We start from the raw sequence: 15540 nt of genomic DNA, 5'->3' as shown, positions 1-15540 counted from the left end.
TAAAAATGGCAAATAAAATAGCATTAGTAACTGGCGCAAGCCGTGGTTTAGGTAAAGATTCGGTTATCGCACTAGCGAACAAAGGATTTGATATCATTTTAACCTATCAAACAAAAAAAGAATTTGCAGACGAAGTTGTAAAAGAAATTGAAACCATTGGGCAGAAAGCTTTTGCATTGTCTCTGGATATTTCTTCAATAGCAGGTTTCGACGCTTTTGTAAGTGAAGTTAACAACGTTTTAGAAACTCAATTTTCATCTGCAAAATTAGATGCCTTAGTTAACAACGCAGGAATCGGCATTAACGAAAGTTTCGAATCTACAACTGAGGAGACTTTGGATGCAATGACAAATATCCATTTCAAAGGACCTTTTTTCCTTACTCAAAAATTGTTACCATTACTTAATGACGGAAGCAGTATTGTAAACACTTCTTCTGGGTTGGCTAGATTTTCATTCGCAGGATATTCTGCTTATGGCGCAATGAAAGCAGCAATTGATTCGCTATCAAGATACCAAGCTGTAGAATTAGGGGCAAGGAAAATCAGAGTAAATTCTATAGCGCCGGGTGCAATTGAAACAGATTTTGGTGGTGGAGCAGTTCGTGACAGTGCAGATTACAACAAGTTGGTTTCTTCTCAAACTGCTTTAGGAAGAGTTGGTTTGCCAGATGATATTGGATCGGTAGTTGCATTTCTTTGTTCAGACGAATCTAAATGGATTAATGCGCAAAGAATAGAAGTTTCTGGAGGATTTAGAATTTAATTTTCCTCAAAATAGTTACTAAAAATCCCATTTGATTAAATATCGAATGGGATTTTTAATTGTGATTATTTAATGTGTACTGGCTCACGATATTTTTGTTAGCCATTACGATAAATTCGTTATTCACTTGCACTATTATGGTCTGTGATTAATTCGCCAAGTTGTTGCACGAAATCGTCAGGCAATTCATCCTGTGTCGACCAGCCAACTTTACCATTGTCTATAGTGGCATAAACTACACCAATTTTCTCTTCGTTTTCCATTACTCGGTAAACGCCATTTTCCTGCGGGTCTATGATAAGTTGTTTGCCCTCTAACTGTAGTTCGAATTTCGCCATTTTCTTGTTGTTCTGTCTAGGGGGAACAAAAGAATTACAATTTGGTTTTTGAAAAACGGGAGCATCAGGCGTAAACTTGAGCTTTATTAAAATTTATCGATAACTTTTTATTGCTTTACAGTTAAATACACGCATTAAAAACCTCAGTTTTAGTGCATATCTGAGATTTAAAGTTAGCTAAAAGTTAAATCTCAGAACATTTTCTATTTAATTGTGTTAATTGACCAAAAATGAAGATGGAAAATTTCGAAATTGAGTTAAGGGGTGTGAGCTATTTAGTTTTTCCGCTACAAAATGGCACATTTAAAATCAGTGAGCAAAATGTCGATTTAGGTATAATCTCTCCACAAGCTGGTACGTTAAGTATCGAATGGAAAGGTGAGGGTGCCATATCTGATGAACTAGCAGCCGATTTGGGCGACTTGATTTCTCAAGAAATTATAGATAAGTCAAATCTTTAGCTATTCACTTCAGTTAGTTGTGTGATGATAATTAATAGCATGCTAAACCAAAATGGTATTGTATTAAGGTATTTTGTAAATCAAATATTGTTAGCGCCTGTTGCTGAAATTGCCGGAGCGGATAGATAAATAGTATAATGATTAGATTCGGCTCAGGTACTCGGCGGTTTACGTGTTTTAAGTTTTTGCCTATACTTTTAATCAGTTTGGGATTGATAGGTTGCAGGCAAAGTGTTGCAGGTAAATTATATCCTCCAATTAACAAATCCCAAATCTGGGTAAATTATCCGCTACGATTTACATATTTGTTATACAATAATAATAATGCAGTTAGCCGGCAAGACATACCAGCAATTGTTAGTGGGAATAAAAAAGTAACTAATCTTTATTTCATAGGTACCGCTTTAGCGATATTTATAAGTCTCTTTTTTATTGTTTACATGTTAAGAACATTGCGCAAATCAAAAGCTAATGTTGCAAAACTAAACCGTTTAAACCTGCAACTTTCTGATACCGTAGGCGAGCTTAGACAAATGCAACAAGAAAATCAGGCATTATTAAAGGTTGTAACCCACGATTTGAGAAATCCAATTGGTGGTATAAATACGATTATAGGTTTAATGATGGAAGAGTCTGGGCGTGATGCTGATGACCTAGAGACCTTACAAATCATAAAATCGTCTGGAGAAGTTGCGCTATCGTTAATAGAAAAGCTTTTGGAGACAAACCCTGAGGTTAGTATGACCTGTACAAATGTTAGGTTAGATCTGGTACTGTTAGAATGTATTGCGCTTTTTGACTACAAGGCAACGCTGAAGGGTCAAATTATCGTACATCAACTAGACGAAGCAACAGTTTATGCTAACAGAAGCGAATTAATTAGAGTTGTTGGCAATCTGTTGGCCAACGCCATTAAATTTAGTCCATTTGAGTCGAAAATTTTTCTTTCTATGGATGTTTTTGAAGAGGAAATTGAAGTGGCTGTGAGAGATCAAGGTGCGGGCATTCCAAAAGATAAGCGTAAAACCATTTTTGATATGGATAGTGGACCCGGCGAACTCGGCACCGACGGAGAAAAATCTTTTGGGATAGGGCTCTCCATCTCTAAAAAAATTCTCAGAGCGTATAACGGAACAATCGGTTTTAGGGATGTTGAAGGTGGTGGAACTGAATTTTACTTTGTATTGCCACTAGTAAACGAGCAAATTTTCGACTAATATATTTTTCTAATGGCGTTGTCCAAATCGATGGTGCATTGCTCAATCATTTTTGCGACGTGTTTTAGTGCCTTGGCATTATCGCTTTCTGCTATCACACGTCCTAAGCCTAAAAGATTTGCAACATGTTTCCGCACTTCGTGCGAATGACTGTTCCTAATTTCCTCTAAGTCTGTGTTTGCTCTGGTAAGTTCGGTGATGTCATGCCCAATGCAAAAAATCCCATTCGGGTTACCCAACTCATCAAACATAGCCTTAAATTCCCACTTGGTCATAACAAAACCGCCGTTTCCGTCCATTTTTCTAAGTACTGCAGGAAATACCGAATCAGGATTAGCAAATGCTTGCATACTTACTTGCTCGCAAACAAGCTGATCGTCGGGATGCATCGTGATCGAGAAATTTTTGCCAACCAAATCGCCGTGTATAGGTTCGAACCATAAAGCGTAACGACGGTTTAAATAGCTATAATTTGAATTCATATCAACGCTTACCAAATAATAGGTTTGCGACTCGGCAAGTACAGACTTAACATCATCAAATTGTTGCATCTAATAGGTTTTGTTTTAGCCGTAGTTTAGTTTTGAAAAGTGTAAAAAAGGTTTTGTGTACCCGCTTATCACTTATGTCATCACTACATCCTAATAAACTTGAAAAGGATTTTTTTGTTTAATAAAATTGTGTTGTAACATATGTTTTATGCAGCGCCATACATTTTTTCAACTAGTTGAAAAGTTAATAAAACAATTTGATGTTGATTTATATTATAGTGGCATTATTATATAAAATATGCAACAAACAGACATTAAACTTACACAAGACTTGCAGAAATTCATTGACAAATTTGAACCTAACAAATTTAAAGTTCTTAAACGAGGGATAGAAATTAGAGGCAATGCAGATTTGCATAGAGCAATAACGCTCGCTAACGCATTGATAGAAAAATTAAAACTTAAACTTTCAGTACATTCATCTGCTGATATGGCTAGTTATGGTTGCTTTGAAGTATTAAATGCATAGAACGCGGAACTAAAAGATTGTAATCTTCTCTGTCGTTTTGTTATAAATTTTAGATAGCTGAAACATTTCTGCTTACAAGTGGTTAGCTGGTTATATAACCTAATTAAAACCAAAGCAATGACACAAGAAAATAATTTTAGCAATGCTAAAAATGGTGCAGCCCAAGCTTCTGATGGAGTGATAACTCGGAAAACAAATAATGAAGACGATGTAAAGGAAGGAAATGCCGAAGCCCAAAGACCTGAGCATGGAGGTGAAGGCGGAACAAATACATCGAGCCGAGAAGATCAATTGCCATTATTAAATGATGGCGCAACGCCTAAGAATCAAACCGGTAATCAAGCAGATAATGATTCTGAAGAAAAATTAGGTAGTGATGCAGATGTTGATAGAGCAGGAGAGCCGTCAATATAGTAGAGTAAAAATTCAATAAATCATGGCAGACAAAAATCTGCCATGATTTTAGTTTCTATTGATGAAGAAAAATCTATCCTGCATCTTGTTCTGGGTTTTCCCTAACCTTTTCATCAGGTGCTTCGGTAGGAAATTCTTCCGCTAAAGCGGTACCCTTACCATCGGCATATTCATTTTCCTCAGAAGTATAATTGCTATCATCGTTATCCGACGACTTATCTATATCTGCTTCCGTTTGCTTATTGATTTCGATATTGTTTAGTTGCCCATCTTTAGGGTTTGAAGCGTTTTTGCTTTCTTGATTTTCCATGATATCTTTCTTTTAGTTACGAGGTGAATGTAAAATGTAAACAAGGTTTTGTTGGTTTATGTTTTATACCGATGTACTAAGTTTACAACTTGAATTTCCTAATCGCTAAACAATTTTTAACAAATAGTGTTCAATAGCGAAACAACAATATGGGAACTTTCGAAATAAGATTTATGGGTACAGCGTACTGGGTTGATGCACTTACTAATGGTAAGTTTAATGTTTGGGAAGGGACGCAGCGAGTTGGCATGGTTTTTCCCTATACAACAAGATTTGAGGTACAATGGAAAGGGCAAGACGGAATAAAAGATGATTTTGCTGCAAAGCTAGGTAGCTTGATCGCTAAAAAATTTAAAATCTCATAACCTTGAAGACAAACCTTTCGTAATTATTCCCAGAAACTAGCTCGAAAGCATTTTAAGTTTTTGTAATTGTTTAATCTTTTATTGGAGAAAAATTTTTGACTAGCGGAAAGTTGAACTTCGTTGCAAGATTTGCCGAAATACAAAACATTTTATATTGGCTAGTGTTGTTTAAACGAATCCAAAAGAAACTATTAATTGGATCGTAAATAAAACCTAAAATATCATCACTATGGAAAATGTAACTAACACTGTAAGTGTTTTAAATGATTTAATTGAGATTAACAATGATCGCGTAGCTGGTTTTGAAAAAGCCCTAGCCGATATCAATGACGAAAACATTGATTTGAAAGCGCTGTTTCAAACCTATACAGCCCAAAGTCGTAAATTTAGCCAAGAATTAACCGTTTTAAGTGCACAGCACGGTGGCGATGGCGAAACTGGAAACAGTATAGCTGGTACATTGCACAGAGCTTGGATAGATGTAAAAGCTTTGTTCGGTGGCAGTGATAGAGAAAGTATACTTAACGAGGCAGAAAGAGGTGAGGACGCGATTAAAGCTGCTTATAGGCAAGCAATAGCTAGTGGTTCTTTAACTGCCGATACGCTGGACACGGTTACCACACAAGCGAGCGAAATAAATGATGCGCATGACAAAATTAAAGCATTAAGAGACCTTTCGAAATAAGAAAGTCAATATTTAAGAACCACCTTCGGGTGGTTTTTTTATTTAATTTAACTTGATAAGTGGGTTGTAGTTAGCTAGGGGACGATTTATGACGGTATTTAAAGAAAAACTTAAAAAATAAACTTTTATTTAATTGAATTTCAATAAATTATGTTACATTTGTACTTTATTTAAATACAATATAATGCAACAAGGAACAGTAAAATTTTTCAATGAGACAAAAGGTTTTGGGTTTATCGTACCAGCTAATGGTGATAACGAAATTTTTGTACACTCATCAGGTTTAATCGATAGCATCCGCGAGAATGATTCGGTTAGCTACGATGTAGAACAAGGCAAAAAAGGCCTAAACGCAATTAATGTTAAGATAGCTTAAGAGTTTTCCTTCATAAATGGAGAGTCCCGACCTAGGTCGGGATTTTTTTTTGCCATTTTTAAAACATGCTGTTCGCCAAATCAATCTATTAAGCTCCTTATAAAAAGTTATCAACTTCTCTGTAAGCGCTAATTACAGCTAGCTCGCCTGCTTTGTCGGGTTTAGAGTTTCCATGTTCCATTCCCATAACACCTTTATAACCTTTTTTGTGCAGGTGTTTAAATAGGTTCTTGTAGTTAATTTCGCCAGTTGTTGGTTCTTTTCTGCCAGGATTATCACCGATTTGAATATATGCAATTTCATCCCAACAACGATCTATGGTTTTAATTAAATCGCCTTCTGTGCGTTGCATATGGTAAATGTCATATAAAATTTTACATGACGGGCTTTGGACAGCTTTGCAAACTGCATAAGTCTCATTCGTTTTTTGTAAAAATAGTTCAGGCGTATCACTCAATGTTTCTAAAACCATAATTAAACCATGCGGTTCAAATATTTCGGCACCTGCACGCATTGCATCTATAACATGGGCAAACTGATTTCCGTAAGGGAGGTTACGTTCGTAGAAGCCTGGAACTACCGTAAGCCACTTCGCATTACATCGCTTTGCAGCTTCTACAGATTTTTTGCAGGTTTCTATAAACTTATCTTTAAACTCTTTTTTTCCTGTTGCTAAAGATGGTTTCCAATTATCGCCACCGTCTACAACAAATACACCCATTTTCATACCTAGTTTTGATAACAGGTTGCCTACTTTTTCCTGCTCTTCTACAGTTCGGTTTAAATAGCCATTGTCTTCAATCGATCTAAAGCCGTTATCATACATGAATTGAATTTGATCTAAAAAGTTTTTACCAGCGTGGTGGGCAAACATACCTTGATGTGGCGCATAGTCCATATTAAAAGGTTTATTGCTGAGATTATCTTGCTTATTTTCTAAAGCAAATGCATTATTTAGTCCGGCTCCAGTTGTAATAGCGCCTGCGGTAAGCAAGGTGCTCTTTAAAAAATCACTTCTTTTCATTCGTTAATAGTTTTCAGGTATAGTTTCTTCGGTAATTTAGTTGATTAACGAAAGATACAAAATAAGCGCATAGGTAATCTTTCAGTATCAAATTTAGTACTTCTAGGATGAAGGTATTAAGTAGAATTAAACTGCATTGGTAAATCCGGTAAAAATAAAAATGCCCACTTCTTTTGGAAATGGACATTAATTAGTCTGTTTGTTGTATTTTTTTACTACAGATTATTCAGCAACAGCTTGCTCATTTACAAAACCTTCTGCTACTGTAGTCAACGCTACATCTGTTGCTTTTTCGTTATCTAATACCTGTGTAAGTAGTTCTGCAATGTCATCTCTTCCCATTGTGCGAGCAAAGACAGCTAGCGTTCCGTAAGTTGCTATCTCATAATGCTCAACCTTTTGGGCAGCTAAAATTAATGCAGCATCACGAATCATCGTGCCGTCTTCAGTTTCTTCAATAATGCCATCTGCTTCTTCTAACAGACCTTCCATTGCATCGCATTTTTTTGCTGTAGCTTTTTCTTCCAATAATCCAAATACTTGCTCAAGAATTTCGGCATGTTGCTTTGTTTCTTGTGTGTGTTTTTCGAATGCCATAGCCAATTCTTCGCTAGTAGCTGCTTTTTGCATTTTGGGTAGGGCTTTAGCTAGATGTTTTTCTGCCCAATAAATATCTTTAAGTCCATCAATAAAAAAATCCTTAAATTCATTATTTTCAGAGTTTTCTTTTTTTGTTGAGGATGTTTTAGACGCTGCTTTTGTAGCAGGTTTTTTAGTTGCTGTTTTTGCAGCGGTTTTAGTTGTTGCCATAATTATGATTTTTAGGGTTTGATTGTGTTATTTAACGTTAATGCTATTTATTAGTTAATCTTCTTTTTCAGACTCATCGTAGTCACTCCATTGCGCTGTTCCTTCTGGCTCTGAATCAATTACCTCATTGCTTTTAACCTCACTATTTTCTATATCTAACTTTTTGGCTTCCTCTATTTCATCGTCCATGTCTTCTGGTTGAGTAGATAAGCCTTGGGTATCTTTTATATGATCAATTGGGTCTTCGATATATTCCCACTCTTTTCCCATTCCCGGCATTTGGCCCTCATTCCACGGACCTCTGAAATTATTTCCGTTGGATAGATTGAAATATTGTTGCGTAAAACGCGGATCGGCTTGCAAAACAGCAGGTGGAAAGTTGGGCTCGATTGTGGCTAAAGCTGCTTCAAACATTTTATAATGGGCAACTTCTCTAGTCATTAAGAAAGATAGTGTCTCTTTAACGTAGGGATCATCTGTGAATTTCATCAAATGCTCGTACACCAATTTTGCTCTAGATTCGGATGCAAGATTACTTCTCAAATCCACCGTTAAATCTCCGTTAGAATGGATGTAAGAGCCACACCAAGGAATTCCTTGACTATTTGCAAGTCGCGGTCCGCCAGTAGATAGGACAGGGAAGTGCGGATTCGCAGTAAGTGCTGCGTGGATGATAGACTCTCGTTTTTCGCTACCTTCCATTACTTGCATAATTTCTTCTGAATCTGCAGCGTATTTCATTTCTCCATTAACGCCTTTTAAAAGCATCTGAATGGTTGCGCCAACAATTTCTAAGTGCGAAAACTCTTCCGTTGCAATGTCCATTAGCATGTCGTACTTATCAGGATGTGGCATTTTAGCACCGAAGGCCTGAGTAAAGTATTGCATGGCTGCAGCAAGTTCGCCATTCTCTCCGCCAAACTGCTCTAGCAAGATATTGGCAAATCTTGGATCAGGACGTGATACTCTTGCATTAAATTGTAAATCTTTTACATGGTAGAACATAATATTTTAATTAATTGGTTTTTATTTTAGATAAGATGTTCTGTTACTGAACTCCGGGACTATAAGCATATCGGCGACCGATTGTTTAAGTTATTTCGCGAATTACCTTAAGTTTATCATTTTGCGTATTTACCTTGCGGTTTGTACGCTGTTTTTTAATGTAATTTATTGCAAATGTGAAGTTTATGCTGGTTTATTGTTTGCTGATTATATGCAAGAACGTTAAACATTAGGCTTGCTAGTAAAACTGTTTTTACATTTCGTAAAAACTTGAAGTTTAAATATATTCTAAACGAAAAAAGGGCAAAACAGTTAACTGTTTTGCCCTTTCTTAAGGTATGCCGTTTGGGCTTTATTATTTTATTTTTACAATAGCTGGTTTAAGCCATGGAGAACTTAAACGCACCGTTACTTCTCCAGCAGTTTTATCTTTAGTTTGTATATAAACAATCATTTTTCCGTGGAAAGCACGTTGTTTATTATCTGTATAATCACCTTTATCTGCATTATCTCCAGCTTCCATTCCTAATAATCTGGCACCGCCAATAATTTCACAGGTAATTTCATCATCAGCAGTTGCTACCGGAATGCCATCTTCGTCAATTAGCTGTAATTCAATTTGAGCCACTCCTTCTTTTCCTGCTACTGTTACTTCTTCACCTTGCAATACTTTAATTGCGCTAGGGCGTTTGCTCGACTGCAATTGGTGGCGAACGGTTTCTTTTCCGCTGGCATCCATACCAACAACTTCTAACTTACCAGCAGCAAAAGGAATATCCCAATAAATGATACCATTTTTCTGATCGTAAACTTTTGTTTGCCCAACTTCTTTACCATTTAATTCTAAACGTGCCTTAGCAGCATTTGTGTAAGTTACCACACGTATAATTTGTCCGTTTTGATAGTTCCAAATTGGCCAAGCATCCATAGAAGGGGTTTCATTTTTCTGTTGCCCCTGCTCAGATTCTAGCACAGACCAAACATCGGTAGCAGCACCACCACCTTTAAGGGCATAAGTACCTATGTAAGCCATAGGTTTTTCAGACCATAAAGATTGGCGGAAATACCCTCTAGGCTTAATAAAGCCAGCAAAATCTAATAAACCTGAATAAAAACCACGCGATGGCCATCGACCAGATTCACCCAGATAATCGATACCGGTCCACAAGAATTGTCCAAAGATATGTTCATTATCAGTAACTGCTTTCCAAGCAGCATAGTCATGGCGGTTTTCACTGCCAAAAATAACACGTTTAGGGTAAGTTTTATGATCTTGGATATATCTGCTCTCAGTATAATTATAACCTGCAATATCCAATGCGCCAGGATATTCAGTCTCGTTAGACATAGCAACTCCAGCCAAACCCGCAGTTACTGGGCGACTAGTGTCGTATTTTCTAACTACTGCGGCTAATGTTTTAGCAATGTCGCCTAAACGTTTTGCATCTGGCGCATCTTTTTTATAACCTCCAAAAATTGGCTGTGTAAACCCACCTTCGCGGTTACCAGCAAGCACAGGGTGCGAGTAAGGGTCATTCGGATAATCAACTTCGTTACCAATACTCCATGCAAAAATAGAAAGGTGGTTACGATCTCTTTTTACCATATCAGCAAGGTCTCTTTCTCCCCATTCTTTAAAAGTGTCGAAAGAACCTTGATAGCCGGGTGTACCAACGTTCCAACCCTGTAGCCATTTACGTTTCGGAAATTCCCATTCGTCAAATGCTTCGTCCATTACTAAAAGACCTAGTTCGTCGCATAAATCGTATAGCGAAGAAGCTTGAGGATTATGGCTGGTACGAATAGCATTTACACCCAGAGATTTTAACGCCAGCAATCGACGACGCCATACTTCTGGATAAACTTCGGCACCTAAAACACCAGAGTCATGGTGTAAACAAACACCTTTCACTTTAGTATTTTTGCCATTTAGTGCAAAGCCTTTATTGGCATCAAACGTGTACGTACGGAAACCTGTAGCAACAGTTGAGCTGTCTATAATTTTATTGTTTTGGCTAACAGTGGTGCGCAAACGGTAAAGGTTAGGTTCATCTATACTCCAAAGTTTTGGGCTTTTTACATTTAGATCAGTTTTTAATTCTTGATTTGCGTTACCTGCAAGTGTTACTTTAGTAGATTTTTTTGCAACGACTGCGCCACTTTTATCCAAAATTTCGCTCAAAACTGTTAACTGCACTGCAGATGTCGACTCATTTTTCAACGCAGTTTGCGTATGCAGAATTCCGTCTTTTCCTTTTACTTCAGGATATGCGTATACGCCCCATTGCTCTAAATGAACCGGATTTGCACGTACTAGATAAACGTCGCGGTAAATTCCGGATCCTGTATACCATCTAGAATCTGCATCCTGGCTATGATCTACACGCACAGTAAGTTTATTTTCTGCCCCGTATTTTACGTAAGGTGTAATATCATAATTAAATGAGATATATCCGTTAGGACGTTTACCTAAAGACTTTCCATTTAAAAAAACTTCACTTCGGTTATAAACGCCTTCGAAATATACGTATAGCTTCTTTCCTTCATCCTCTTTAGCAATAGTTAATTTTTTTTGATACCAGCCTATTCCTCCAGGCAAATATCCGGTAGCGCTTGCAAGAGACGGATTATAAGTTTGTTTAATAGTCCAATCGTGAGGAAGTTGAACGGGGCGCCACGATCTGTCGCGAGCATCTATTGTTTTTTTCGCGTCTATATCACCAAGGTGAAAACGCCAATTTGCATTGATCTTTTCTGCAGCGCCAAAGCCTGGTTGGGCATACAAATTTGCCGTTGCAAGCAAACTTAAGGCTAATGCAAAAATCGAATTCTTAAATTTTATCATGTTTTTTTGTGTATTTAGGCTATTAGGGTTCGCTTGTTAAAGCTTTGAAGCCGAAAAATAGGTAAAACTTTTTAAATGTTAATAAGACGGTTATAAAATTGTTGCGTAAGATGCCTTATTATCAAAATAGAAAATGATTTTTTGATTTAACTTTAAATTCTAAGTAGGGTTGGTACAATGCCTATGTACATCTTTGTTTGATGAATCTAATTTGGCGATGGTATTGTAAAAATAAAACGGCTCCCCTTGGTAAGTTCTGATTCTACTGAGATTTTACCACCCAGCTTTTCCAATAATACCCTAACAGTGTGTAAACCAATGCCCGTACTACTCTGTTTAAACCTATCGGACTGATTTAGTGTTACATTTCTGTCGAAAATTCTCTCTAGCTCGTTGTTTGCAATGCCTATACCGTTGTCTTCTACAATAAATTGAGTGTGCATTTCATTTTGAGCACACGATATTTTAATACAACAAGTCTGTTTATCGTTATAACGAATGGCATTTGTAAGAAGGTTTATAAAAAGTTGCTGTAAAGCAATTTCAGATGTAGTTATATGCAAACCATTTTCTGGATAGGAAATCTTCACGTTTTTAGGCATTGTGATCATCGAAACTACCTTTTGTAAAAAAATAATTATTGGGAACGAATGATGGTTCTGTGTGAGAATTTCGGGTCTAAGAGAATAAGCGAGCATGTCGCTAACGAGTTTAGCTAAATGTTTTGCTGCATTTAAATTGGTGTTTGCGAATTTTAATCCTTTATCGTCGTCGTTTTTTTTCAAATGCCTGATCAATAATTCGGCACTTAGCGAGATATTACTGAGTGGATTTTTTATGTCGTGGGCAGCAGTGGTGGCAAACCGTTGCATAAATTCATTTGTTTCTGAAAGTTGCTTGTTTAACTCTTTTAGGCCTGCTAACTGCTTTCGAAGTTCCATTTGAGCCATAACTTGTTTGGCCAAAATTTTCATAGCGTTAAGTTGCCTATCCGTTAGTTCTTTTGGAACCCTGTCTATAACGCAAAGTGTTCCAAGCGGCATTCCGTCTTGTGCAAGCAATGATATACCTGCGTAAAAAACAATGTTTGGTGCTGATGTAACTAAAGGATTGTTTGAAAATCGAAGGTCGGTTCTGGCATCGCGAATCTGCATGAATCCTGACGAGTCAACAATAGTATGTGCGCAAAAGGCTTGTTCTTTGGGCGTCTGGTTAACTTCCAAACCAACTTTACTCTTAAACCACTGTCGTGTATCGTCTACTAAGGTGATTAATGCTATAGGTGTGCCACAGATTTCTGAAGCTAGTTGAACAAGTTCTTCAAAATCCGCCTCAGGCGCCGTGTCCATCATTTTGTAAGACTCCAGTGATGCCAAGCGTTGACTTTCGAACTGGGTTTGAGGGGTGATTTTTTGCAATTTGCTGATGCTATAAGTGTTATCTGTGTTGTTTTGGTAGATGTTAAACTTGCTTGATCACTAACTTCAAGAAAACATGATCGTAATAATTAAACGCTGTAATATTAAAATGTTGATAGTAGCTCTATTAGCATCGGCAAATTTTGAAGTTGTTAGTTTCACTAATTTGTGACTTATTAAACAACAAAAAATTAATTTGGTTTTTTTTGGTACACGATTATTGCGACTTTGCAATCAAATTAAAACAGCTATTTAAATGAATATTGTTTTAAACTGTAATCCAAACTTAAATCAGGTGTTTTTGTTAGAGATTTGTTCTATAAATTGAAAATGTTATTTATGAAAAATTATATAAGGCCATCGATAGCAACGCTTGAGGCACTAGAAACTGCTCCAAGTATGTTTTTGGTACTATCGCCAGACCTGTATATTTTAACCGCCAGTGATAAATATTTAGAAGCCACACAAAATAAAAGAGAGTTACTTGTTGGAAAACATATTTTCGAAGCTTTTCCCGATAACCCAGAACTGCCTGATGCAAACGGTGTTAAAAATATTAACGATTCGTTACAAATAGTTTTGAGAACAAAAAAACCTCATTCAATGCGATTTCAGCGTTACGATGTTCCTGATATATCTAATCCAGGAAAATTTATTGTTCGTTATTGGGATCCTAGTCATACGCCAGTATTAGACAAAAATGGTGATATTAGTTATATCATTCAGCTGGCAACAAATGTTACAGATCAGGTATTGGTCAGACAAGAACTTTTAGAACGCGAAGAAGCGCAGGCCGAGTCCGCAATAGAGCTTAGCGCATTAGCATCCAAACTAGATTTAGCAGAACAAGAACTTTTAATTCTTAATATAACCTTAGAGAAGCAAATACAGCAACGGACAGTGGATTTGGAGGAAAGCAATAAGGCTTTATTTTCTACTGTACAATTACTTGAGCAATCTAATTCCCTTCTGCGCTTAAGCGAGGAGAATTTACAAGCAGCTTTTAATGCTGGAGATCTTGGCAGTTGTAGCTTGGATTTAAAAACAGGTAGGGCAGAGATGTCTGCGAGATATCGATCGCTTTATGGGCTACCGCTAACTGGAGAAATAACCTGGGAGATGGTAACAGCAGCAGTTGAGCCCGAGTTTTTGGCGGAAGTTGATATGGCGATGAAAAATGCGTTAAATTACGGCACTCCTGTTGATAGCACCTACGCTATTCGACATTTGGAAACTAAAGAAAGAAGGTGGATGCGAGTTGCCGGAAAGGTAAGAAAAGATGAAGCCGGCTCTTTTTCTCATATTTACGCCATAGTAATGGATGTAACCATTGCAAAACAAGATGAGCAACGAAAAAATGATTTCATTGCGATGGTTTCTCATGAACTAAAAACCCCGCTAACTTCAATTAATGGATATTCACAACTTCTTAATAGATTGTCTAAACTAAAGGAAGACAGTGCTATATCCGGATTGTTGGAGAAAATGGAGCGACAGGTTAAGAAAATGTCGATAATGGTAGATGGATTTTTAAACATCTCGCGACTAGAATCAGGGAAAATTCAAATAGAGGCAAAAGAATTTGATCTTTCATCACTTATCTCGGAAGTAGCAGAAGAATTTTCAGCAATGGTTTCTTCGCATAAAATAGTCGTTGCAGAAGTTTCCGAATTTAAGGTAATGGCAGATAGGGACAAAATTGGACATGTGATTAATAATTTTTTGTCGAATGCCGTAAAATACTCGCCACAGGGAACAGATATAATCTTAAAATGTGGTAGTGATGAAAATGTTGTAATACTTAGCGTAGCTGATAGTGGTATAGGAATTAATAAAATGGACTTGCCGAAAATTTTCGATAGGTATTATCGAGTGCAAGGCACACAAATAGATTTAGTATCTGGTTTCGGTATAGGACTATACTTATCTGCTGAAATAATAAAGCGACATAATGGTAAAATATGGGCCGAAAGTGAATTAGGAAAAGGTTCTGTATTCTATTTTTCTCTTCCGCTCAATCCGTAAAATTACTTAGTTCGGTAGCCAAAGTTCTTTTAACCCAGGTTGATGTTGCAGTATTTTCAGCTATGCATTGCTCAATTATTTGGCCAGCCGTTTCAATTTTTAAAGTGTCAACAAGTTTGGCTAAAAATTGATATTGGCTAAGTTTGTTCTCTTGAAGCTGGAGTATGTGGCAACTAATATAGATATCTTGGATTAGACTTTTTTCTTTTTTAAGTTTAATAGGATTGATGCTCAGAATATCTGCCGATTGGTTTGGTTTCTCTCCTAAAAGTTTTTTTACCAAACCTAGTCGCTTAACATGGTTGTTTATTTCTGTTTGCTCCGGATGTATGGCTTTTGCTAGTTCAGGCGTCAGTACTACACGATACATTTTTAGGTACGTTTTTGCACAAGATTTTTCGAATTCTATAAGGGCATCAGTCACTCCATGTAGCAATTTTTCCAGCTCATTACATTTTCCCAT

General features: G+C 36.9%; 18 protein-coding genes. 9 read left to right on the top strand and 9 right to left on the bottom strand.

Features of this window, described 5'->3' with window-relative positions; all coding sequences use genetic code 11:
• The first annotated feature begins 5 nt into the window (after nucleotides 1–5).
• Nucleotides 6–764, top strand: a complete 759-nt coding sequence (locus tag DUT69_RS09965) for an SDR family NAD(P)-dependent oxidoreductase (RefSeq protein WP_317047211.1) — start codon at nucleotides 6–8, stop codon at nucleotides 762–764.
• Between the two features lie 119 nt (nucleotides 765–883).
• On the opposite strand, the gene DUT69_RS09960 is transcribed toward DUT69_RS09965, so the two are convergent.
• Nucleotides 884–1102 carry a hypothetical protein gene (locus DUT69_RS09960; protein ID WP_113653078.1) on the bottom strand — a complete coding sequence of 73 codons (219 nt, stop codon included), beginning with the start codon at nucleotides 1100–1102 and terminating at the stop codon, nucleotides 884–886.
• A 230-nt stretch (nucleotides 1103–1332) separates the two neighbouring features.
• Here DUT69_RS09960 and DUT69_RS09955 point away from each other — a divergent pair, with 230 nt between their 5' ends.
• Both DUT69_RS09955 and DUT69_RS09950 read left to right on the top strand, forming a co-directional pair.
• Entirely contained in the window at nucleotides 1333–1563 is a 231-nt protein-coding gene (locus DUT69_RS09955) for a hypothetical protein (RefSeq protein ID WP_162796242.1), read from the top strand.
• Between the two features lie 440 nt (nucleotides 1564–2003).
• A complete protein-coding gene (locus DUT69_RS09950; protein ID WP_162796241.1) occupies nucleotides 2004–2780 on the top strand; it encodes a sensor histidine kinase in 777 nt (258 codons plus the stop codon).
• On the opposite strand, the gene DUT69_RS09945 is transcribed toward DUT69_RS09950, so the two are convergent.
• Complete coding sequence (locus DUT69_RS09945) at nucleotides 2777–3331, bottom strand: PAS domain-containing protein (protein WP_113653075.1); 555 nt, start codon at nucleotides 3329–3331, stop codon at nucleotides 2777–2779. The two genes, DUT69_RS09950 and DUT69_RS09945, sit on opposite strands and share 4 nt — an antisense overlap.
• A 238-nt stretch (nucleotides 3332–3569) precedes the next feature.
• Between DUT69_RS09945 and DUT69_RS09940 the strand changes: the two genes are divergently transcribed.
• Nucleotides 3570–3800 carry a hypothetical protein gene (locus DUT69_RS09940; RefSeq protein ID WP_113653074.1) on the top strand — a complete coding sequence of 77 codons (231 nt, stop codon included), beginning with the start codon at nucleotides 3570–3572 and terminating at the stop codon, nucleotides 3798–3800.
• A 117-nt stretch (nucleotides 3801–3917) separates the two neighbouring features.
• Nucleotides 3918–4214, top strand: coding sequence for a hypothetical protein (locus tag DUT69_RS09935; RefSeq protein ID WP_113653073.1), 297 nt, complete (start codon nucleotides 3918–3920; stop codon nucleotides 4212–4214).
• Between the two features lie 73 nt (nucleotides 4215–4287).
• Here the strand turns inward: DUT69_RS09935 and DUT69_RS09930 are convergent, their stop codons facing one another.
• On the bottom strand, nucleotides 4288–4524 hold the full coding sequence (locus DUT69_RS09930) for a hypothetical protein (protein ID WP_113653072.1): 237 nt from the start codon (nucleotides 4522–4524) through the stop codon (nucleotides 4288–4290).
• Between the two features lie 149 nt (nucleotides 4525–4673).
• Between DUT69_RS09930 and DUT69_RS09925 the strand changes: the two genes are divergently transcribed.
• The 3 genes from DUT69_RS09925 (at nucleotide 4674) to DUT69_RS09915 (ending at nucleotide 5950) form a co-directional block, all read left to right on the top strand.
• Entirely contained in the window at nucleotides 4674–4889 is a 216-nt protein-coding gene (locus DUT69_RS09925; protein WP_113653071.1) for a hypothetical protein, read from the top strand.
• A 229-nt stretch (nucleotides 4890–5118) separates the two neighbouring features.
• Nucleotides 5119–5574: a ferritin-like domain-containing protein gene (locus tag DUT69_RS09920; protein ID WP_113653070.1), complete on the top strand. Its 456-nt coding sequence runs from the start codon at nucleotides 5119–5121 to the stop codon at nucleotides 5572–5574.
• Nucleotides 5575–5758: 184 nt separating this feature from the next.
• Entirely contained in the window at nucleotides 5759–5950 is a 192-nt protein-coding gene (locus tag DUT69_RS09915; RefSeq protein WP_113653069.1) for a cold-shock protein, read from the top strand.
• Between the two features lie 97 nt (nucleotides 5951–6047).
• Here DUT69_RS09915 and DUT69_RS09910 read toward each other — a convergent pair whose 3' ends face one another.
• The 5 genes from DUT69_RS09910 to DUT69_RS09890 all read right to left on the bottom strand — a co-directional run bounded on the left by DUT69_RS09910 (nucleotide 6048) and on the right by DUT69_RS09890 (nucleotide 13052).
• Entirely contained in the window at nucleotides 6048–6974 is a 927-nt protein-coding gene (locus DUT69_RS09910; protein WP_113653068.1) for a hydroxypyruvate isomerase family protein, read from the bottom strand.
• A 222-nt stretch (nucleotides 6975–7196) separates the two neighbouring features.
• Entirely contained in the window at nucleotides 7197–7784 is a 588-nt protein-coding gene (locus DUT69_RS09905) for a YciE/YciF ferroxidase family protein (protein ID WP_113653067.1), read from the bottom strand.
• Between the two features lie 54 nt (nucleotides 7785–7838).
• Entirely contained in the window at nucleotides 7839–8789 is a 951-nt protein-coding gene (locus DUT69_RS09900; RefSeq protein ID WP_113653066.1) for a manganese catalase family protein, read from the bottom strand.
• A 355-nt stretch (nucleotides 8790–9144) separates the two neighbouring features.
• On the bottom strand, nucleotides 9145–11634 hold the full coding sequence (locus tag DUT69_RS09895) for a sugar-binding domain-containing protein (protein ID WP_113653065.1): 2490 nt from the start codon (nucleotides 11632–11634) through the stop codon (nucleotides 9145–9147).
• Nucleotides 11635–11840: 206 nt separating this feature from the next.
• Nucleotides 11841–13052, bottom strand: a complete 1212-nt coding sequence (locus DUT69_RS09890) for a GAF domain-containing sensor histidine kinase (RefSeq protein WP_162796240.1) — start codon at nucleotides 13050–13052, stop codon at nucleotides 11841–11843.
• 339 nt (nucleotides 13053–13391) lie between these two features.
• Here DUT69_RS09890 and DUT69_RS09885 point away from each other — a divergent pair, with 339 nt between their 5' ends.
• Complete coding sequence (locus DUT69_RS09885) at nucleotides 13392–15077, top strand: PAS domain-containing sensor histidine kinase (protein WP_113653063.1); 1686 nt, start codon at nucleotides 13392–13394, stop codon at nucleotides 15075–15077.
• Here the strand turns inward: DUT69_RS09885 and DUT69_RS09880 are convergent.
• Nucleotides 15067–15540: a DUF892 family protein gene (locus tag DUT69_RS09880; protein WP_113653062.1), complete on the bottom strand. Its 474-nt coding sequence runs from the start codon at nucleotides 15538–15540 to the stop codon at nucleotides 15067–15069. The genes DUT69_RS09885 and DUT69_RS09880 overlap by 11 nt on opposite strands.

The organism is Pedobacter namyangjuensis (assembly GCF_003313325.1).
In the GTDB taxonomy this organism is placed as follows: Bacteria; Bacteroidota; Bacteroidia; order Sphingobacteriales; family Sphingobacteriaceae; genus Pedobacter; species Pedobacter namyangjuensis.
The sequence above is the reverse complement of the archived record's forward strand: the minus strand, read 5'-3'. Positions and strand labels throughout refer to the sequence as shown.